Raw genomic sequence first — 21,002 nt, forward strand, 5'->3', positions numbered from 1 at the left:
CTATTCTAGTTTTGTTAGTATCCCGGATTTTGCGACATACTATCAGGATCCGAGTCAATTTGTGCCTGGGGAATTGGAAGTAAAAGGTCTTCTTGATTTATAGTGATATTGGCTGTAGATGGCATACCATCAAAATGAGTATTCATGATGCTAATAGGATCTCCTAACCTTTTAATATCTAACCAACGATGCGGTTCATGAAATAGCTCATGCCTTCTCTCTTCTAACAACGCTGTAATAAACTCCGTTTGATTTGTAACAGTAGCTGATGTTAAACTTGCCAAACCTGCTCTTGTTCTTATTTGGTTTAACAAGTCAAATGCTTCGCCATCGGCTGCATACCCTTGGGCATTCAAAGCCTCGGCCAACATCAACAATACATCGGCATACCTTAGTACTATAACATTGTTATCTCCATCATCCACTACGGGCTGATCATCATCAATATATTTAGTTGAAATAAAAACTGTTGAGGTACTGGCATCGGGAACTATTTCATCTCTTCTTAAGTCTCCCGCTTCAAAAGAACTTGCTAAGTCCTCAGTAATAATATTGTTGCCACGAGAGCCTGGATTAGCTTGAGAAGAAAATCTTGTGGCGAATTTGCTACCTTCAGAGTTTCCGTTTACGTCAGACTTGAATTGAATCTCAAAAATAGATTCAGATCCATTTTCATTATTCACTCCAAAATTATCTGCGTAATTATTTAAAAGCGTATAACCGGTTACTGCTCTTAATGCTGTTTCTGCTGCTTGCGGATTACCATTGGTTAAATACACTTTACCCAGCAAAGCATTAGCAGCTCCTTTTGTTGCCCTACCAGTATCATTCGACTCGGGCAATTCATTTTGCGCTTCAGATAAATCTGTTATTATTTGAGCAAATACTTCGGCTTTAGATGTTCTTCCTTGTCCAAAAAAGTCAGTAGGGTTTGTTGTTTCTTGGGTTACCAAAGGTACATCTCCATATAGATTTACAAGGTTATAATAAATCAACGCACGTATAAACCTAGCTTCGCCTTTTCTTGTTGCTTTTGTTGCTTGATCCATATCGGTTATAGCGTCAATTCTATTTAGTACGATATTAGCCGTTTGAATGGCAATATAAGAATCCCTCCATGTTGAAGTAATAACTGGATTTGTTGTAACTCTATTAAACAAATCCATATCGCCAAAGCCACCTGAATTTGAAGGCTCTTCCTCAAACGTATTATCAGAACGTGTTTCTAATAAAATGTGATAATTATAACCATAAAGGCCATCCCGTTGTAACGCACCATACATAGCATTAACAGCAGCTTCTAAATCTGCTGCATTTCTATAAAACCCAGCTGAAGTGTTTTGGTCCTCAGGTGCTAAATTAAGGTCGTCTTCGCATGATGCATTCATGAGCATCATTGTAACACTAAAGAATATATATTTAAGTATTTTCATTGTCTTTTTTTTTTTAAAATGAAACATTTAATCCTAAAACAAACGATTTATTTTGTGGATAACTACCTTCTGTATCACTGGGATCTAAGGGATTAGACCTAGATTGTTCTGGATTAAATCCTTTAAAATCTGTGAACATAAATGGATTCTTTGCGGTAGCATATAATCTCATTCTTTGCAATCCTATTTTTGAAGTAACAGACTCTGGTAAATTATATCCTAATGTTATGTTCCTTATTCTTAAAAAAGAGCCATCTTGCAAGAATGCCGATGAGACATTAGCTCTTCCACGTTCACTTGACTGCGTGTAATCAGGTCTTGCTAATGTTCCGTTAGGATTATTTTGAGGATGCCATCTATTTTCAAAATACCATTCTAATTGGTTTGAGAACCCTTGGCCATTGGTAGCATTTCGAACGGTACGCGATAACACCTTATTACCCTCTACACCATCAATAAATATATTTAGATCGAAGTTTTTGTAAGCAAAACGATTATTGAATCCATATGTAAAATCAGGTAAAGCAGACCCTATTACAGTTCTATCGTTGTCATCAATAAAACCATTATTGTCGACATCTACAATTCGCCAATCTCCCACTTTTACGGTGGTACCACTTTGCGGAGAACCATCTATTTCTGATTGCGATTTATAAATACCATCAACCACAAAACCATAAAAATCACCTATAGGATGACCAACCCTTGTTATATTAGTTCCTCCTGCTATAATCTGATCTTGACCAGAAGCTAGCGAAGTAACTTTATTTTCTACTGTAGAGAAGTTAAAACTTGAGTTCCATTTTACCCTTCCTAAATTGATATTTGATGTAGATAATATCAATTCAAAACCTTTGTTTTCCATACTACCAATATTTTGTAATGAAGTACTAAAACCAGACTGCAGAGGTACGGGTACATTCAATAGCATGTCTTCGGTTTTTGCAATAAAATAATCTGCACTTAAGTTAAGTTTGTTGTCAAATAACCCGATATCTGCCCCAAAATTATTTGTTATTGAGGTTTCCCAAGAAAGGTCTGCATTAGGGGCTGTACTAGGTCTTTGCCCACTTACAAAGCTATCATCTAAAATCCCGTTTAATTGTCTTAAAACAGCAATAGAACCGTAATTTCCTATTTGGTTATTTCCTGTTTTACCCCAACTGTATCTAAACTTTAAATTAGTTAAAAAGCTATCTTCAGGAAAAAAATCTTCTTTACTTACTACCCATCCTCCTGAAAGTGAAGGAAAGACCCCAAATTTGGTATTAGCACCAAATCTAGAAGACCCATCTCTTCTTATAGATGCACTAAACAGATATTTAGAATCATAATCATATTGTAATCGACCAAAGTAAGATATCAGAATCCATTCTGAGATATTTTTATCAGTCGTAGTTGTTGCCGTTCCAGCAATATTGGTGATTTCATTACTGTCTAAAACAGGAGCATCTACCTCAGTCTCTTCAAATAACTCTTTTTGGTATGAATAACCTCCTAGTAAATTGAAATTATGATTTTCAAATACTTTATTATATGTTAATGTGTTTTCCGTAATCCAATTTTTTCTAACTCTTGTTCTCTCACCTGCAGATGGAACAGAAGCTACTACATCTCTTCTATATCTACCAATAGTTGAAGGTCTAAACTCCTCTCTAAACGAATAATCAAAATCTCCTCCTAATAGGGTTTTAAAAGTTAATCCTTCGATTATATCAACTTCTAAAAATGTGCTTCCAAAAAGTCTAAATTTATTTTTTTCATCTTTTCTTTGTAAAGCAATAGCAACTGGATTCTCTACAAGTGCTCCATCGGTACCACCATTATTATGCCATCTGATTTGCTGACTAATATTTAAGTCCCCTTCATCATTATAAGGCGTAAAGAACGGTTCCATTAATATAGCCTGTTGCATTGGGCTATCAGTCCAACCTTCTACTACCGAATTCTGATTTGAAACACTTGGAGTAAGGTTTATTCCAAATCTTACTTTATCACTAAACTCTGTTTCTAAATTAATTTTGGCGGTAAAACGCTCAAAGTCTGAACCTATTATTAAACCTTCTTGACTAAAGTATCCACCAGAGGCAAACCATTTGGTTTTCCCACTTCTACCTGAAGCTGATAAATTATAACTCTGAATCTTTCCATCCTGAAAAACATCATCTAGCCAATTGTTGTCTGTTAACCCCGGTGTTCCTGATAAATATTTTTCTATATTGTTAGGAATTAAATTTCTTGGTCTAGCACCATTTGCCAATCTTGTTACTGTATCATCATTTTCACTCCTATTAGTGGGGTCATCAGACACATAGCCCCAGTCTCTTGCTTCTTTTACCATTTGTGCATACTGAGAAGCATTTAAGAATTTCATAGGGTTCAGCACAGATTGAAATCCTGTATAAGTTTCAAAACTAAAAGTTGTTTTTTCTGTCTTGGCACTTTTGGTGGTTACAAAAATAACACCGTTGGCACCTCTAGAGCCATAAATCGCTGTAGAGGCTGCATCTTTTAAAACTTCAATTGATTCAATATCAAGTGGGTTTACGGCATTTAAATCACTACCTTCAGTTAGCGGGTAGCCATCTACAACAATAAGAGGTGATCTACCAGCCGTGATAGTGCCAACACCTCTAATCTTTATTTGGGAACCTGTTCCAGGTGCTCCAGGTGTTACTACTTGTACCCCAGCTACTCTTCCTGCCAATGATTCATCTACACCACCAACAGGTAACTGGCTTATATCCTCTGATTTTACGGAGGCTACAGCTCCAAGTACTTTAGCCCTTGACAATGTACCGTAACCAACTACAACAACCTCATCTAAAGCAGCAGTATCTTCAACTAGCACAATTGACAAATTGGTTTTATTATTAAGAAGTACTTCTTGGGATTTAAAACCTAAATATGATACTACCAAAATAGCATTCGTATTTACCACTTCTAAAGTGAATTTACCATCAAAATCCGTTTGTGTTCCATTGGTGGTACCTTTTTCAATAATATTGGCTCCAGGAAGAGGCTGACCGTTTTGATCTATAACTGTTCCCAAAACCTTTATCTGTTGCTTCTTATCATTTTTTCGGGCTGAGTTTTCATTCTCCTCAATTATGATAGTATTGTTTTTAGAAAGTTTAAAATTGACATTACTACTTGAAAGTGTATGATTAAGTAGTTTAGATAATTCAATAGCTCCTTTTTTTAATTGCACCTTTGGAGTATCATCAAACAAACTTTCTGGGTATAAAAACCTGTACTTTGTTTGTTTTTTAATGATTCGAAAGACTTGATGAACAGATGCCTCCTTATCCTGATCAATAATTACTTTTTCTTGAGAAAATCCATCAATTGAATTGAACCCAAAAACAGCAGTGCATAGTAAAAAGATAAATGTTCTCATAATAAGCATTAGTAACCGTTTTCGAATGAGTGAACGGACATCAATAAATTTAATTTCCATAAATTTGCATAGTGTTAGTTAGTTATACATTAATTAATACATTATCAAAAGGTCGAAGTTTGTGACACCGCCAAATGTTCAACTTCGATCTCTTTTTATTTTAAGATTATAGTTTTTCCTTTTATTTCATAGGCTTCAATTATTTTAAAATTCTTAATAGTCTCCAATATTTCTTCTATTTTTTGGTCTTTCCCTAGAACACCAAAAAACTTAACTTCCTCTAATGATTTGTTGTCAAAGATTATATCAACATCATACCATCTGGACAAAACCTTCATAATTTCCTTGAGTGGTTTTCTTTCAAAACTAAAAACCCCTTCTTTCCATGAAATTTCATTGTATATATCAACTTCCTTTACTAAGAAATTTTTAGTATTAATATCAAGACTTGACTGTTGATTAGGCATTAAATTTTGTTTTCTGTTTTCATAATTAACTGAAACTCTACCCTCAACTAATGTTGTATAAATACTAGTCTCATCTCTGTAAGCTTTAATATTAAACTCTGTACCTAAAACTTCGATTTCTTGAGATTGATTTAACACTTTAAACTTAGCGCCCTTGTGTTCTGTACTAGGTGATACCTCAAAATATGCCTCACCATACACTAGTTCAACTTGGCGAGTTATACCATCAATAAAACTTACAGGGTATTTTAGTTGTGTTTCTGAATTAAGCCAAACCTTTGTACCATCAGACAATACTATATAGAATTGTCCACCTCTTGGAATAGTTAAATAATTATAAGCTAACTCTTTAGTATTAACTTGGTTAGCTTTATAAATAATCTCTTCTCCATTGCTGCTAGCGTTTTGTATCTTAAGAGATTCTCCTTTTTCTAATGCAATTTGAGAACCATCTCCTAAAGTTAGTGTTGCTTTATCTGTTCCTGGTTCAATAGTATTAGTATCTACTATTATTGGATTAGTTTCAACTGACTTGCTGAATATGTTATCTTTAAAAAAGTATGTTGTTGCAATTATACCAACAAAGATTGCGGCATATTTCATTACCCTGGTATACTTGCGAAATCTATATTGCTTTTTCTCCTTATCAATTAATTCAAGCAATTCTTTTTTTGAGTCATCGGAATCAAACATTTCCATATTTAAATCAATTAAGTAGTTAATCTTAACGTATTCCTTAAACATCTTATAATTATCATGGGCTTCTAGCCATAATTCTAGCTTATTCCGTTCTAAAAGAGTAGCTTGCCTAGTAAGATATTTTATTATTAGTCTTTGTATATCTTGAGAAATCATTTTAACGCATATACTACTATAACACAACAATTTTACACAACCCTAACTTTTTAGCAACATTTTTTATTATTTTTGCATTAATTCACTCATGTTTTTATCTAATTCTTAATTTATATTATTGCTAAATGAACAACATAAGTCTTATAAATGGTCTTAAAAAAGGAGATTCCAAAGCCTATTCATTGTTAGTTGATACTTATCATAATAAATTATGTGTTTATGCTTATCAGCTTACAAATGACCGTGATTATGCTAAAGATATTGTTCAAAACGTGTTTATTAATATTTGGAGAATACGCTTAAAACTTAAAGATGACTTCGCGGTTAAAAGTTATTTATATCGATCTGTGTATAATGAATTTCTAAACCAGGAAAGAAATAGGGTACATGCTATTCCTTTAGATAAAAAAAACATTGATGCATTAAGTTCTATTTTGGAAGAAGAAGATGAAAAATCGTTGGACAGACTAATGAATTTGGTAAAACGAGAAATTGAAAACCTACCTCCTAAATGCAAACAAACATTTTTATTAAGTAAGCAAGAAGGTCTCACTAATATTGAAATTTCTGAATATCTAAATGTTTCTATAAAATCTGTTGAAGCTCATATGACTAAAGCTTTTTCTATTTTACGAAAAACCGTGGGCGAAAAAATGGATGGTATTTTGTTTTTGTTGTTTGGGATACAAAAAAACCAAGTACCAACAACTCTTTTATAAAATTATTTGTTATAGAATGGATTGTTGCATACATGAATATTCTATTAATTCTTAAAGAGTCCAAAACAATTATTTCTGTTTTAAACTACTCAATGTCTTGTATATTTATTAAAAACATTTATAACCGGCATTACATTTCCTTCATTATCAAAGAATGTTCTTGATTCAAAACCTCTGTTTGGAGCCGCAGGTTCCCACCAAAACAAACCTCTTCCCCTTCCATTAGGGACATCTAATATTATATTATTAAATTCTTCTAAAAATTCTTTTTGTCCTTCAGGAGTTTCAGGAAATGGGGCTTTTTTATTTTTATATTCTTGCGGCATAAAGTTATATGCTGTCTCAACAACAATAATATCTTTATTGTATTCTTTTGATGCAAATTGTAAGCATTCGCGCAAATCTAATAAACTACCATGCCACCAAGGATAATATGATTGACCAATAACATCGTAGTCTATATTATAGTATTTAATCTTATCGAAAAAGTATTTTGTAAAATCTTTATCACCACCCTTATCTATATGGATCATAATTTCAGGGCATGGGTTATTTCCACAACTTGCTTTAACACCATTAATTCCTGCTTTTAATAAAGCAGCAAAATTATCCCAATTATCTGGCAATTTGCCTATTGGCCAAAGCATACCATTACTAATTTCATTTCCTACTTGCACCATATCTGGAAAAACTCCAGCCTTTTGAAACTCCAACATTGTAGAGCGAGTGTATTCAAAGATTATTTCTTCTAATTCTAGAGTAGATTTCTCTTCCCATACTTTTGGGATAAATTGCTTTGCAGGGTCTGCCCATACATCAGAATAATGATAATCAAGTAAAAATTTGAAACCTTGACTTTTCGCCTCTTTTGCCAAGGCAATTGTATACTCTAAATTATTTGGCAGTTTGTATTTTTCATCTGATTCAGGGCTATGAAACAATCTTAAACGCATCCAATTGTAGCCATGATCCTTAAATATTTGAATGCATGATTTAGACTTGCCATTTTCTTTAAAAACGAATCCGCTATCTTCCGCTTCTTTAACAAAAGATAGATCTGCACCTATAATATATTTTTGTGAATAAGTGGTTTTAAATACTATTAGTAAAGAGCAAGCTAGTATCAGTTTTTTCATTTCTTTATTAATTTAAATAACTCATTTTCTTCTTAATCTTATTAATCGTGTAATCCTTTTTTCTTCAAATAATCAATCATCAATTTTGGATAATCTGTTTGAATAATAGCTGGACGTAAAACTAACAAGCTATCTAAAGAATGAGTATTCCCATTATTAAGGTCAATATCTTCATCCCAAAGACTATTAACAAATACTTTAACACCCTTTTTATGTGCCCAGATCATATTTTCAAGGTTATAACTTTCCTCTGTGAAATGCTGTAAAGGAGATCTATAATTTTCTAAATTTAATTCCATTTCACTTTTGTTTGGCGATAATGGCAAAACAGCATATGAAGAATCAATTTTAATCAATTCTTTAATGGTTTCTTTATTCCATATAAATGACATTACTTTATGCTCCATCTCATATTTTTTCAGAAGCATATAAAAACTTAATGGTTCAATGTCTTTTAAATCTAAGTTTAGAATAATCTTGCCTTTTGCTAGCAATAATATTTCGCTTAGCTTTGGGATTTTATGTAATGTTACTGAATCATTTATTTTTAAGTTAAATTCATTTAACTCATTATATGAATAATCTTTCAATAGTCCTTTACCTGTCGTAGTCCTATCAATAGTATCATCATGCATCAATACCAAAACACTGTCCTTAGTGGTTCTTAAATCTATTTCGGCTATATCTATATGGGCTTCTATGGCATCTTGAATTGATTTTGATGAATTTTCTGGCGCATTCTTATGATATGCACGGTGAGCACAGACTAAAATATTACTATCAGATTTTTTTATGATCTTTTCGATTACTTCATTACTTGTCGCAACTACTTCATTATTACAAGATGAAACTACTATAACATGAATAGTAAAAATTAGGATAATAATATTTCTACTTATTCTTGAACAACTTATAATGCTTTTCATAATTAAGTGCTTTTATATGTCCTCAACATTGACAAAATTAAAACCAATAGATTTACCATAAGTTATCATTTTATCTAAGGCTTTCAATTTTGCGATTGAATTACCAAAATCAAAGTCGTGCAAAAGCACAATCGCACCATTGTGAAGATAATTTTTGAATTTCTCAAATAATTCATCTTCACTGTTTTGAGTTTTATCCCAGTCAATAGTTGTTATAGACCATAATACTGTTGTAATTCCTTTCTTTGCTAAGAAATCAATCTGATCTTGACTGATTGCGCCATAAGGCGGTCTATAATATTTAGGTTTATCAGTTCCGCACAATTTAAATGCATCCATCGATTTTAAAACTTGATTTTGCCATAAATCTTCTTTTGATAGCTCAAAGCCGTTTTGATGATTCCAACTATGATTAGCAATAAGATGGCCTCCTTGTTTTGCTTCTTTAATGACTCCCTTCTTTTCTTGAAGATTCTTACCCAACCAAAAAAATGTTCCTTTGGCATTATGTTTATTTAAAGTCTTAATAACCTTTAGGGACAAATCTGTAGGACCATCATCAAAAGTTAATGCCACTTGCTTTTTAGACGAATCACCGTTGACCATACAATACCCCTTGCTTCTCTTTTGATGCTCTAAAAAATGTTTTGGGATTAACGGTAAACTATCAATGGTTATTTCATCTGGGACATTAATACTTGCTATAATGTTATCAGGTGATATTACAAGATTTTTCGAACTAGCGGTAATTTTAATATCATCTATATTTTCACTTGTTTTAACTAAAATAGAAGCAATCCCAGCAGAACAATTTGTTGGATTTTCGCCTATTATTTCTACATTCCCTTCAACATTAAAAGTAACTTCCCCAGAATAATTTGGTATAACCGTTCCATTTTTATCTGTCACATAAGCGTGAACAAAAAACAAATCATTATCCTCTATTTTTAAATTATCGTATTCATTATCTATTACAATTTCAATTTTAGACGGTTTTCCTGGTGTTTGTCTAACATCTGCTACAACTAGTTTACCACTAATATACCCTTTAGCCTCTAACTTCCCCTCTTGAAAGTCATCTAAAATAAATGTAAAAGGAGGATGTTTTAAGTTTGTTGATATACGATTCTGATCAGGTTTTTGACGTCCTAAACTACGACCATTCAAAAACAATTCTACTTCATCACAATTACTAAATATGCGGACATCTAATGAACTATCTTTTTGCCAATTATTAGCTATGTATACCATCGGTTCTCCAAATGGATCCTCTGCATTCCGTTGACTCTTGTAAAAATAATAAGATAGTTTTGGCAATCGAAAAACATCCATGATTCCAGAAGCTTCTAAGTCATCTGCATATCCTCTGTTATAATCATACATTACCCAGTAGCCATCAGCAAATGCAGGTGTACTTAAATTATCATTATGCGCTTCTTGTAAATTGGTTGCTTGTTGCAAAAGAGCCTTTTCTCCTGCACCTCTTAATTGACGACTAGAACGTTCTTCTTGCAATAAATTGCTCCAACTCGTTTGATCTAAACCAGCATTCATAGCATAATATTCCCAATCGCCATATTCTGATACATTGTAGGGTTTCTTTAAGTTTTCGTCATAGTGATCTAAGCGATGCTGACGGGCTTGTAAATAAATATCGTATCCATAAGATTGCCATCCTGCGGTGAAGCATTGACTGCTTGGATATTCTTGTTTTGCAATTGTAGTTAATGAATCTATAAAATATTCTGGCATCCATGATTCATTTAATGATACTTCCCAAGCTAAAACCGATGCATGGTTTCTATCTCGTCTTATTAAATCTCTTGCCGTTTGAAATACGTGCTTTTGAAATTTCTCGTCTTCGCTAAAATATTGCCAACCTAAAATAGCATCAATTGTTATAAGTCCCAACTCATCACAGGCATCCATAAAAGCAGGTGCATGTGGATAATGTGATAATCGTACATAATCAAATCCTGCGTCCTTTATTTTTTTGGCATCACGGTAATTCGCATTATCTGAAATTGCATAGCCAACATGTGGATATTCTTGATGACGATTTACGCCTCTTAAAAATGTTTTTTCTCCATTTAAATAAAAATCTTGTCCTACAAACTTCATAGATTTTATACCAATTCGTGTAATTTCTTGATCAATAAGAGCTCCATCCTGAATGATTTCTGTTTTTAAAATATATAGATTAGGAAATTTTGGAGACCATAATTCTGGATTTTCAACTTGTATTTCAACTACTACCTCTTTGTCATTATCTATTTCTAATTTCTGCTCATTACTTAACTCAGTTATAATAACATTGTTTCCTTTTAGCAGAGTGTTTTTAACTGTGAATGACACAGCATTGTCATTAGCGTTCTTAACATGGGTTTTAACTTTTACTTTAGCAGCTTTTTCAGAGACTTCTGGATATGTTACAAAAACACCTCCGCTAGCAGTTTTGTTTGCTCCAACAGGGTCTGTAATGTGAAGTGAGTTTTTGGCAATAAGCCATACATTTCTATAAATACCTCCATAAGTATTAAAATCTAAAATTTTAAGCGGTTTTGGTCCTGTAACTGGATTATCTTGGTTATTCAACCTTACAGCAACTATATTTTCTTTATCAAAATTAGCGACATTAGTAAAGTTTACAATAAATGGTAAGTATCCACCATGATGCTCAATTAATTTCTTGCCATTTACCCATACTTCAGTAATATTCATTGCTCCTTCAAATTTCAGAAAGAGTTGCTTGCCAAGAAAGCCATTAGATAAATTAAAGCTTTTGCGATACCAGCAGATACCTTGCCACTGATTATTTACAATTTTTGGTTCTAATTGTGGGGTATGTGGTAACGTAACCTTAGCCCACATAGAGTCATCGAAGTCTTTTTCATGAAACCCAGTTTCTGAAACAGAATCATCTAACTTTACAAAACACCACTCCTTATTAAATTTCTGTTTATTAACATAGGTGTTTTTGTCTTTGCTACAAGAAAAAAGAGTAACAAAAAACAGCCCAAAAACTAATACAATGCTTTTTTTCATCCTTATTTTAAATATATTTTTTTAATAGCCAATTCTTGTAATTTTCCTTGTTCTTCTTCAGAAATATTTGGCCCTACTGAGATTTGTATTGCTTCAATTTTATTTATATCAAATTCACTGTGGTCTTTTGATTCAAACCAGTAAGGTTGAAAAACAGGAAATGGCCTAGGAAGCAACACTTGTGGTACTCTCACCAAATCTTGTAAATTGATTTCAGCAAGATTATCTGAATTATTCAGTTCTATAACCTTACCAAACACAGATCCATTAGATAATTGTAAACCTATTTGAACTTTCTGATTCTGCTTAACACCAGAATTTCCTACTATTACTAAAGATTTCGTTTTTTTTACTAAATCACTCCAAGACTTAACCTGATTTTCAATAATAATTTTAAAAGTCATATCTGGTCGATTATATTTTAAATCTGGAATAGATATTTTCAGTGATCTATCATAGGTAAATTTAGATGTATTATTATTTACTTTATATTTCGGCGCATTCCATTGACTCGGCCATATGAAATCTGCATCAATATCATTCGCATCATATAGCGGAACAAACTTATCGTTGGGAACAACCTGAGTTATATACTGTTTCTTTGAAACAAAATCCCAATCCTCTGGAGAACCGTTAACATTGGAAGGAAAACTCCTTTGATTATCAGTAGAATTTATTACAATATAATACCTGAAAGAATCACTTGTTATATCTGAATTTGGAATTCTTACTGAATATAAAAATGTCCCTGTTTTATTCATTGGGTATTTGTTGAATTTTTGATATCCAGTAGAAGATATTACTTCCACTTTTTTTATCTTAAAAGGGGCTACAATTTCTGCTTGAATTATCAAGTCCTGCCCATCTTCAATCATCTTTAAAGGAGAATGAACAACATAGGCTTTGTTAATATTTTCCTTAGGTGCAACAAATTCATTAATTAACAAATTCCCAATTCTTTTTTTTATAGTTTCTAAATTATTTTCAGTTTTTGAAATTAAATAGGTTCCTGGTCGGATTTTGAAACTACCATCCGTAGATATTAAGCTGTGTTTATTACCAACGTTTAAAGGTGCAATAGTAAATTCATTACCTAAATCAGGTAATTTGATATTCATTAGTTGCTCATTCCATTGAACAATTGCCACAGTTTTTTTTAAGCTTGCTTTCTCGAAAGGATCATTTACCCATAAAGCGTCTGGCATAACTTCTAAACGCCAAACACCTTTTTGTAGTTTATCTAAAAAATAAGCTCCCTTTCCTTCATAGTTTACTAAAGAAGAACTCCCTACACCAGCTATTTGTTCTAATGATTTGAATTCCTTAGGTTCGCTTTGATTATTATTTGTGTATAAAAACTTTGTTTTGGAATTGTATATTGCCAAGTCCTTTTCTGGTTTTAGACTTGTATTTCCAAATAATAGATTATCGGGATACCTTCCATATGATTGACCATTACTCATTTCATGAAAAACCTCAGAAGCTATCATAAATGATATAGCCTTACTCGGCGTATAGGCTAAATTCAAATAATGTGTTTGGTACTCGGTATTAGCGTAAGCCAAGTATAAAGGCTCATAAGCAAATTGTGCTGCAAACTGAAATTTTGCTTCTCGAAAACTTCTTGCCATCGCTGGGTATATGTAAGATTGCCACGTATCTCCTGGGTCAAATTCATAAATAATTCGAGCTTTGTTTTTAAAGTTTGGATTATCCTTAAATGGAATATTGTATTTGTCTACATTAGGCAAAAAATTTCCATTCAGTTCCTTATTGTTTACAAGCCCAGTGGGATACCATTGAAAAGTACAACCTTCAATTTCAGTATTGCAATATGCATCAACGTATTCAGACCTTTCAGAAACATTATAAAATATTGGATTCTTAAATCCAGTCTTACGAATTACATTAAGCATCCTATTAATATAATTTGTAGCTACTTGAGGATTATCGTGCTGCGGTTCATTATTAATTTCTAAACCAATAATATCCGGATCATTTTTATATGCAATCCCTGTGTATGGATTAATATGATTTAAAAGCTGCGTAAAGTAACGTTCTTGCTTTTCTAAAATTTGTTCACCTGAATAAGTATCGGATTTACTTAAATTGTTGCTAAACCCTGGGGCATATTTCTTTTTTTCAGGATATCCATTGCCGCCAACCTTAAAAGGAGTTATAATTGTCCTTATATCTCTTTCTTTCATTTTAAACAATGTATAGTCTAAAAGCTCTAACTGCTTCGTTGAAATTATATTGCCAATGCTATCACTTATTTCACTATCCCATACATGTATGCGAAAAGCATCAAGACCTAAACGTGCAATGTGGTATATATCCTTATCAATAACCTCCTTATGATTCTTTTGTAAATAATTAATTGCTCTATACCCATGAGCAAAAGGCAAAGTATAATTGATGCCAAATAATCTAACCTCGCTCTTATCTTTTACCCACCGAAACACACCTTGATTATCTACATATGTGGATTGCTGGCCATAAGCATAGCTGTTAACAGCTAATATTATATAAACAACTATTTTATAAATTTTCATTCTTTTAAATGTTATTTCTTTAAGTTTATCAATATAGCACGTTCGTTTTATTTCTTTTTCCAAACATTCATGGCTTTGTAATTTTGAACTTTTCCTCCATAAGGAAACCCTAAAGTTTCTGTAGACGATTTTTCAAATAATTCTTCCATGGCCTTCACTACATCAGGATATTCCTCTGCTAAATTGTTTGTTTCTGAAAGGTCTTCACTAAGGTTATACAATTCTGTTTTATTATTTACACCATAACGAATAGCTTTCCAATCATCTTTTCTAACAGCTTGTCTAAAACCTCCATCTGGAAGTTCTTGCCACCAGCCATCTAACTGCAACTCCCAATATAGGTAATCATGCTTACTTTGCGGTTTACCTAACAACTCTGGTAAAAAGGAAATACCATCAATTGTTTTTGGAACTTTTTCTCCTGTAAGTTCATAAATAGTAGGTAATACGTCCCATAATGTTGCTATATGGTTAGACTCTTTTGAATTTATTTTCCCTTTCCAATAAGCTATACAAGGCACCCTTATACCTCCTTCATAAAAATCTCTTTTGAAGCCTCTATGCTCTCCATTACTATTAAAAAAAGTGTAATCATGACCTCCTTCATTATGCGGACCATTATCGCTAGCAAATATTATTAATGTATTTTCTAATAGATTATTATCTTTTAAATGGTTGAAAAGACGTTTTATAAGTCTGTCTAAAATTGTGATTCGCCCTGCATGTTGTCGTTCAACTTCTGGCCACCCCATATCTGCATAAATCAAATCATCATAAATATCATTCTCTGGCGTATGAGGTATTTTATATGACATCATTAAAAAAAATGGATGATCCTTGTTATTGTCAATAAATTCAATAGCCTTATCAGTTCTTAACTCATCTCTTGAAACGTAATTTTTAATCCATACATCTTCCATTTTTTTTGAAACTCCAGATTCCCAAATAGTTGTTGGATCATTTGGGTTGTCACTATATTTATTCCACTGACGATGAAATGTATAATCAAAACCACGATTGTGTGCCCAAGAATATAAACTATCAGGATTTTCTAAATGCCATTTCCCAATAATGGCTGTTTTGTAATCTTTATGTTTAAGATATTCACCGATGGTTAACTCATCCTTTTTTAATGGTATTCTATACCATAAATTATTTTCTCCAATTCCGCTATTTCCCCTTATTGATGTATGTCCTGGATGCTTCCCAGTCATTAACGCCGCTCTAGATGGGGAACAAACAGCATTTGCATAAAATTGATTAAACTTTACGCCTCTCATTGATAAACTATCTAAAAAAGGAGTTTTTATTATTTTTTGACCATAACATCCTAGCTCTCCATAACCCATATCATCTGCCAATAAAAAAACTATATTAGGCTTTTCTAAAGATTCCTTGTACTTTCCTTTGTTATCACCATTATTACAAGCGACCAAGCAAAATAGTATTATTATTTTCCAAATATTTTTCATTTAGTAGTTAATTACTTTGTTATTATTAGAAATTAAATAAAAGGGAACTTTTAACCACTTAGTCCCCTTTTAATTTCAACTAAAACTAACTCAAATACTATATCTATTATTTTGTATAACCATATAGTTCTTATTCATTATATGATTCAACTATTCAATTCTAATCACTTAATTGATATGTTCTTTAATTTTTTTCACCCATACTTCATATCCATTATCGTTTAGATGTACCCCATCTGAGGATAAACTCATATTCATAGCATCATTTTCATTAGAAAATTCTTCGTGTAACAGTATCAATTTATAAGATTCATTTTTCTCTGCATTAATAAGCAAAGAATTAGTTTGTTTAATTTTTGATTTTAAAGCACTTGTTGTAGTTGGTAAAATTGTATGTAAGTAAATCTGAGTTCCTGGATTATTAAAGTTAATTCTCCTAACAATACTAATAATATTATCATATACTTTTTGGGCGCTCATATCATCTCGAAACAGGTCATTAATTCCGATAAGTAAAAATACTTTTGCAGGTTTATAATATATCAACTCTTCTAATCTCTCCAATACACCTTCTGTCGTATCACCAGCTATTCCTCTATTTTTTGCCTTTACATTGTTTACCTTTAGCCCCCAATCTTCTCCTTGCTCAGTAATACTGTTTCCAAGAAAAACTATGTCTCCCGTTTGCAAAGGGTTTTGTTTAAACTCATGAATCCTTTTTGGATAATGATTTTTTGTCCAATCATTGTGCGTAGATATTATAACATCACTTGCAGGGTAAATATTCTCAGGAGGTATTTCATAATCACGAGTTACATCTTCTTCAACATTTCCCCCATCCTTTGCTTCAATTTGAGCACATGACTGAAATGATATAAAAATCATCAATAAAAAGAGTCTTTCAAATAGTCGATTCATCTTGAATATTATTGGTTATCAAGTCTAATTTTAAAAAAAAAGGGAGTGTTTTTAGAAAAATAACTCCCTTTTGCTAAAATCAATTGAGGTGCTATTATTATAACTATTCCAAAGTTATAGTTTTATCATTACCATTAATAGTAAGCTTATATAGCCCTGTGGCTCCTTTAAATATAAAGTTCTCGTCGCCACTACCATCATTTTCAAAATTAGTATCAATACTATAACCTTCATTTGCATAATAGGCATAGTTATTATTTGTATCCCATGTCCCAAAAGTTTGAAAAAATCGAAATATACCTTCATTACTTAAAGCTATTTCGGCAGTCCATACATTTTCAGTAATTTGTAGAAATTCAGTAGAATCATCATTGAATCCCCATCCACCAGGAACACCACCTCCTACAGCCCACAGTGAAGGTAATTTTGCCCAATCTTCTAATATGATTTTTTTAGTATTGGTATTGATTGTCAATGTATAGGGCCCTGGAGTACCTATAAACCTAAAGTTTTCATCTCCACTGCCATCATTTTCAAAATTTGGATCTATATCAAACCCTTCATTTGCATAATATGCATAATTGTTATTGGTGTCCCAAGTTCCAAAAGTTTGAAAAAATCGAAATACTCCCGAGTCAATATCTAGATTTGCAGTCCATATACCACTAAAGGTTTGTGTAAATTCAATGGTATCATCATTAAAGCCCCAACCTCCAGGTACGGCATCGCCTACCGCCCATATTGACGGGAAAGGTCCTGTTCCCAGTAACGTAATGGTTTTATCATGATCATTTATTTCTAACACATATTCTCCTGTAGTTCCTGTAAACCTAAAGTTTTGATCGCCATCACCTGCGTTTTCTAAATTAGCATCAATGGTATAGCCTTGGTCGTCAAAATATGCATAGTTTAAACCACTTGTCCAATCGTCTTTTATAGTAAAGAATCGGAATGTCCCAGGTGATAGATTTACAGTAGCTTTTCTAACTCCAAAAATTGGAGATTCTATTAAAGTAGCATTATCAAAATTCCACCCTCCAGGTAACGCATCACCTAAGGCATAATAAGGATCTGAAATTACAGGTTCTAAAATTATAGTTTTATTGTCATAGTTTATTTCTAATGTGTAAAGTCCTGGAGTACCCTCAAAAGTAAAATTATCATCGTTATCAGCTGCTCCTTTCAGTCTGGAGTCTATAGAATATCCTCTATTGACAAAATATTGATAGCCTAAGCCTGATGTCCAATCTCCTTCTGTTTGAAAAAATCTAAATTTATTTTCGGCCAAATTGACCTCAATAACGTTTTTAGTTCCATCGCATGAAATTTCAAGAGCATTATCCCAATTCCATAAAGCACTTGGTACGCCGTCTCCTAATGCCCAAATGCTTGAGCAAGTAATGTCTGGCATAAAGTTATCGTTAAAAGCATTAAGACCTAAAGTTGGGTTACCATTATCATCAAATAATGTAGCATTATCCCAATGAGACCCAGCATCTGCCCATAGTGTTCCACAACCAGTTGAAACCCAAGCTGGTTCCCAATATACTATACCAAAGCCATTGCCTTCTTTTACTTCTCTTTTTAAATCTAATAGAAATTCTAGCTGCCCTTGCTGTGTTGCAGGATAAACTGATTTCCCTATTATATTGTTTGCTGCATCTGCATTTTCTGAGGTAAACGGATACGCCGTTTCTACAATCATTACCCTTTTGTTATAGCTAGACCCTAATGCTGCAATTGCATCTGAAACATCTGAAACTTGAACATCTGACCATTTTGGGTAATAAGATACACCTATCCAATCATAATTTACTATACCATTATCGCTAGCTTGATCAAACCACCACAACGCATTTTCTGGCTGTGCTATGTGTAACATAACCTGTACTCTGGCATTATACTCTTTTGAAATGTCTCTAACCGCTTGAATACCTCTATTTATAAGTAAAGCATTTCGCTCCCAATCGATGTCTACCGCTCCTGCTTCTTTGTTTAAAATATTGGAATTTATCTCATTTCCTATCTGAACTATTTCAGGTAATAGCTCTTTTGTTGCTAAATCGTTTAAAGTATTATAGGTATAATCGTATAATCTTTCCCCTAAGGCTTCAGTATCATCTACTACATCTAACCATGCCGAAGGAATTATTTGATTTCCAGGGTCTGCCCAGGTATCTGAATAATGAAAGTTTAACAAAACATCCATACCTTGTTCTTTGGAGCTAGTTATGGTTTTTTCAACATCGTTTATGTTAGAATATGCTGTCCAATCTGAAGGGTCATTCCATAGCCTAACCCTTACCAAATTATTTCCTGCATCACTAAATATTTTATAAGGATTTGCTTCATTACCTGTAAAATCTTTGTAAGACGCACCACAGTCCAACATTTCATTAACATATGAAAGGTCAGAACCATTATAGAACTTTTGATTAAAATTGTTTTCTAAGTTTATATCTGGTGTTTCTGTATTAATTATTTCATAGTTTTCGCAACCAATAGTAATTGAAATAAGTAAACTGAAAGTTAGATAAGTTATAATTTGTTTCATCTGTTTGTTTTTAGTTTAGTAATCTGGATTTTGCTCAATAATACCGTTCCCTTCTAATATCACACTTGCGGGAATTGGAAAAAGAATATGTTTTGAACTCGCACTAGTTGCTCCTCTCTCTATAGCTTTTTCAATAAATTTTCCGTGGCGTATTAAGTCCTGTCTTCTATGACCTTCACAAAATAGCTCCCTACCCCTTTCATCTAGGATGGCTTCTCTAAATTCGTCTTGCGTCAATCCACTCCATTGCGAAACTCCTGCTCTATCTCGTACTTGATTTACATATTGATAGGCATCTGATGGTCCTCTTTGTTCATTAATGGCTTCTGCCACTGATAGAAGTACATCTGCATATCTATAGATAACCCAATCTATTGCGTAATCAGGACCATTACCTTCAATGCTGGTATATTTTAGGGGAATAGCACCTCTTAAACCATTATCTCTATCAACTAGATCACCTCCACTGTTTGTATATTCTGAAATAATAGTTTTTGTCCTAAGGTCTCCATTCTCAAATTTATCATAAAACTCCCATGGCATTGAAAAACCATACCATCCTCCTCCGCGTTCGATTAATCTGTCCCCGGCAAAACCTCTTGCATAACCTCCCGGAAACAAATGTTGCATATACCAATTAGGTACAGCATCGTTGCTCACTATTGCATATATAAGTTCATTATTACCTGAAGTTATGAATGTATCCTCATAATTTAGGTTTAATGAATAAAGACCTGAATTAATTATAGCCTTGCCTGTGGATTCCGCATTAATCCAATCTTTTTTATGCATATAAAGTTTTAAAAGTATTGTTCTTGCTAAACCTTTAGAAACCCTGCCCCAATCCGATGTACCATTATATTTCTCTGGCAACTCTTCAGTATTAATAGCATCCAACAAATCTTGCTCTATGACGCCAGTATATGCTTCATCTGACCATCTTGGAATGATTTCTGTATCACTTAAAGTCTCAGGATCAATCTTTGCATTTACAGGCCCAAAAAAGTCATATAAAATATACATTAACCATGCTCTTAATGTTTTTGCTTCAGCTAAATATCTGTTTTTTATTAATTCATTCACTGATGAATTTTCAATCCTATTAATAATATCGGTAGCTCTTGCAACATATCTAATTTTAGAGTAGGTTGATGCTCCTGTACCCGAAAATGTAGCTGGTCCCCATGTAAAGTTTAATATATTAGCATCCCAATCATTCCAAAGAGCGTCTGTTGTAAGCTCACTTCGCATAACATAGGTCCTATTGTTTGCATTGTATAGATTTGCATAATATATACCATCTCCTGGATCGTTTCCTCCCCAATCTGTTGAAAATGCACTATATAATGCTACCAATGCGGCATTAAAATCTTTTTCCGTTTTGAAGAAATTTTCAGAGGTTAAATCACTAAATACTTTAGACTCCAATTCATCTTCACAGCCTACATTTACAATGAAAACTGAAAATAAAGCCATTAAAATTAATCTGTTTTTAAGTTTACTTTTCATATCATTTATTTTT

At 32.8% G+C, this 21,002-nt stretch carries 12 protein-coding genes; 1 reads left to right on the top strand and 11 read right to left on the bottom strand.

The genetic code is table 11. The features are described 5' to 3' along the window. Positions 1 to 14 precede the first annotated feature (14 nt). From ACIEHO_RS14655 to ACIEHO_RS14665, 3 genes are all read right to left on the bottom strand, one after another. A complete protein-coding gene (locus ACIEHO_RS14655; RefSeq protein ID WP_406973051.1) occupies positions 15 to 1,433 on the bottom strand; it encodes a RagB/SusD family nutrient uptake outer membrane protein in 1,419 nt (472 codons plus the stop codon). A 13-nt stretch (positions 1,434 to 1,446) separates the two neighbouring features. Next, on the bottom strand, positions 1,447 to 4,833 hold the full coding sequence (locus tag ACIEHO_RS14660) for a SusC/RagA family TonB-linked outer membrane protein (RefSeq protein WP_406973053.1): 3,387 nt from the start codon (positions 4,831 to 4,833) through the stop codon (positions 1,447 to 1,449). 155 nt (positions 4,834 to 4,988) lie between these two features. Next, positions 4,989 to 6,155, bottom strand: a complete 1,167-nt coding sequence (locus ACIEHO_RS14665) for a FecR family protein (protein WP_406973055.1) — start codon at positions 6,153 to 6,155, stop codon at positions 4,989 to 4,991. A gap of 125 nt (positions 6,156 to 6,280) precedes the next feature. On the opposite strand from ACIEHO_RS14665, the gene ACIEHO_RS14670 reads away from it, so the two are divergent. After that, on the top strand, positions 6,281 to 6,874 hold the full coding sequence (locus ACIEHO_RS14670; protein WP_406973057.1) for an RNA polymerase sigma factor: 594 nt from the start codon (positions 6,281 to 6,283) through the stop codon (positions 6,872 to 6,874). 89 nt (positions 6,875 to 6,963) lie between these two features. Here ACIEHO_RS14670 and ACIEHO_RS14675 read toward each other — a convergent pair whose 3' ends face one another. The 8 genes from ACIEHO_RS14675 to ACIEHO_RS14710 form a co-directional block, all read right to left on the bottom strand. Next, a complete protein-coding gene (locus ACIEHO_RS14675; protein ID WP_406973059.1) occupies positions 6,964 to 8,010 on the bottom strand; it encodes a glycoside hydrolase family 53 protein in 1,047 nt (348 codons plus the stop codon). A 41-nt stretch (positions 8,011 to 8,051) separates the two neighbouring features. After that, positions 8,052 to 8,936: a glycerophosphodiester phosphodiesterase family protein gene (locus ACIEHO_RS14680; RefSeq protein ID WP_406973061.1), complete on the bottom strand. Its 885-nt coding sequence runs from the start codon at positions 8,934 to 8,936 to the stop codon at positions 8,052 to 8,054. 12 nt (positions 8,937 to 8,948) lie between these two features. Next, the gene (locus tag ACIEHO_RS14685) at positions 8,949 to 11,981 is read right to left on the bottom strand and encodes a polysaccharide deacetylase family protein (protein ID WP_406973063.1); all 3,033 of its coding nucleotides are present in this window, start codon (positions 11,979 to 11,981) and stop codon (positions 8,949 to 8,951) included. A 2-nt stretch (positions 11,982 to 11,983) separates the two neighbouring features. Further along, on the bottom strand, positions 11,984 to 14,599 hold the full coding sequence (locus ACIEHO_RS14690) for a glycoside hydrolase family 5 protein (protein ID WP_406973065.1): 2,616 nt from the start codon (positions 14,597 to 14,599) through the stop codon (positions 11,984 to 11,986). Then, positions 14,584 to 16,008: a sulfatase-like hydrolase/transferase gene (locus ACIEHO_RS14695; protein WP_406973067.1), complete on the bottom strand. Its 1,425-nt coding sequence runs from the start codon at positions 16,006 to 16,008 to the stop codon at positions 14,584 to 14,586. Before ACIEHO_RS14695 ends, ACIEHO_RS14690 begins: the two co-directional genes overlap by 16 nt. Before the next feature lie 168 nt (positions 16,009 to 16,176). Further along, a complete protein-coding gene (locus tag ACIEHO_RS14700) occupies positions 16,177 to 16,926 on the bottom strand; it encodes a GDSL-type esterase/lipase family protein (protein WP_406973069.1) in 750 nt (249 codons plus the stop codon). A gap of 103 nt (positions 16,927 to 17,029) precedes the next feature. Beyond that, positions 17,030 to 19,480 carry a glycosyl hydrolase 53 family protein gene (locus tag ACIEHO_RS14705; RefSeq protein WP_406973071.1) on the bottom strand — a complete coding sequence of 817 codons (2,451 nt, stop codon included), beginning with the start codon at positions 19,478 to 19,480 and terminating at the stop codon, positions 17,030 to 17,032. A 15-nt stretch (positions 19,481 to 19,495) separates the two neighbouring features. After that, complete coding sequence (locus tag ACIEHO_RS14710; RefSeq protein WP_406973073.1) at positions 19,496 to 20,989, bottom strand: RagB/SusD family nutrient uptake outer membrane protein; 1,494 nt, start codon at positions 20,987 to 20,989, stop codon at positions 19,496 to 19,498. Between the last annotated feature and the right edge of the window lie 13 nt (positions 20,990 to 21,002).

Origin of the sequence: Flavisericum labens (assembly GCF_045446075.1) — a bacterium.
GTDB lineage: Bacteria > Bacteroidota > Bacteroidia > Flavobacteriales > Flavobacteriaceae > Flavisericum > Flavisericum labens.

Bases quoted from the DNA above. Each gene is read 5' to 3' on its own strand.
- ACIEHO_RS14655 (WP_406973051.1), bottom strand. From the start codon at position 1,433: ATGAAAATACTTAAATATATATTCTTTAGTGTTACAATGATGCTCATG.
- ACIEHO_RS14660 (WP_406973053.1), bottom strand. From the start codon at position 4,833: ATGAGAACATTTATCTTTTTACTATGCACTGCTGTTTTTGGGTTCAAT.
- ACIEHO_RS14665 (WP_406973055.1), bottom strand. From the start codon at position 6,155: ATGATTTCTCAAGATATACAAAGACTAATAATAAAATATCTTACTAGG.
- ACIEHO_RS14670 (WP_406973057.1), top strand. From the start codon at position 6,281: ATGAACAACATAAGTCTTATAAATGGTCTTAAAAAAGGAGATTCCAAA.
- ACIEHO_RS14675 (WP_406973059.1), bottom strand. From the start codon at position 8,010: ATGAAAAAACTGATACTAGCTTGCTCTTTACTAATAGTATTTAAAACC.
- ACIEHO_RS14680 (WP_406973061.1), bottom strand. From the start codon at position 8,936: ATGAAAAGCATTATAAGTTGTTCAAGAATAAGTAGAAATATTATTATC.
- ACIEHO_RS14685 (WP_406973063.1), bottom strand. From the start codon at position 11,981: ATGAAAAAAAGCATTGTATTAGTTTTTGGGCTGTTTTTTGTTACTCTT.
- ACIEHO_RS14695 (WP_406973067.1), bottom strand. From the start codon at position 16,008: ATGAAAAATATTTGGAAAATAATAATACTATTTTGCTTGGTCGCTTGT.
- ACIEHO_RS14700 (WP_406973069.1), bottom strand. From the start codon at position 16,926: ATGAATCGACTATTTGAAAGACTCTTTTTATTGATGATTTTTATATCA.
- ACIEHO_RS14705 (WP_406973071.1), bottom strand. From the start codon at position 19,480: ATGAAACAAATTATAACTTATCTAACTTTCAGTTTACTTATTTCAATT.
- ACIEHO_RS14710 (WP_406973073.1), bottom strand. From the start codon at position 20,989: ATGAAAAGTAAACTTAAAAACAGATTAATTTTAATGGCTTTATTTTCA.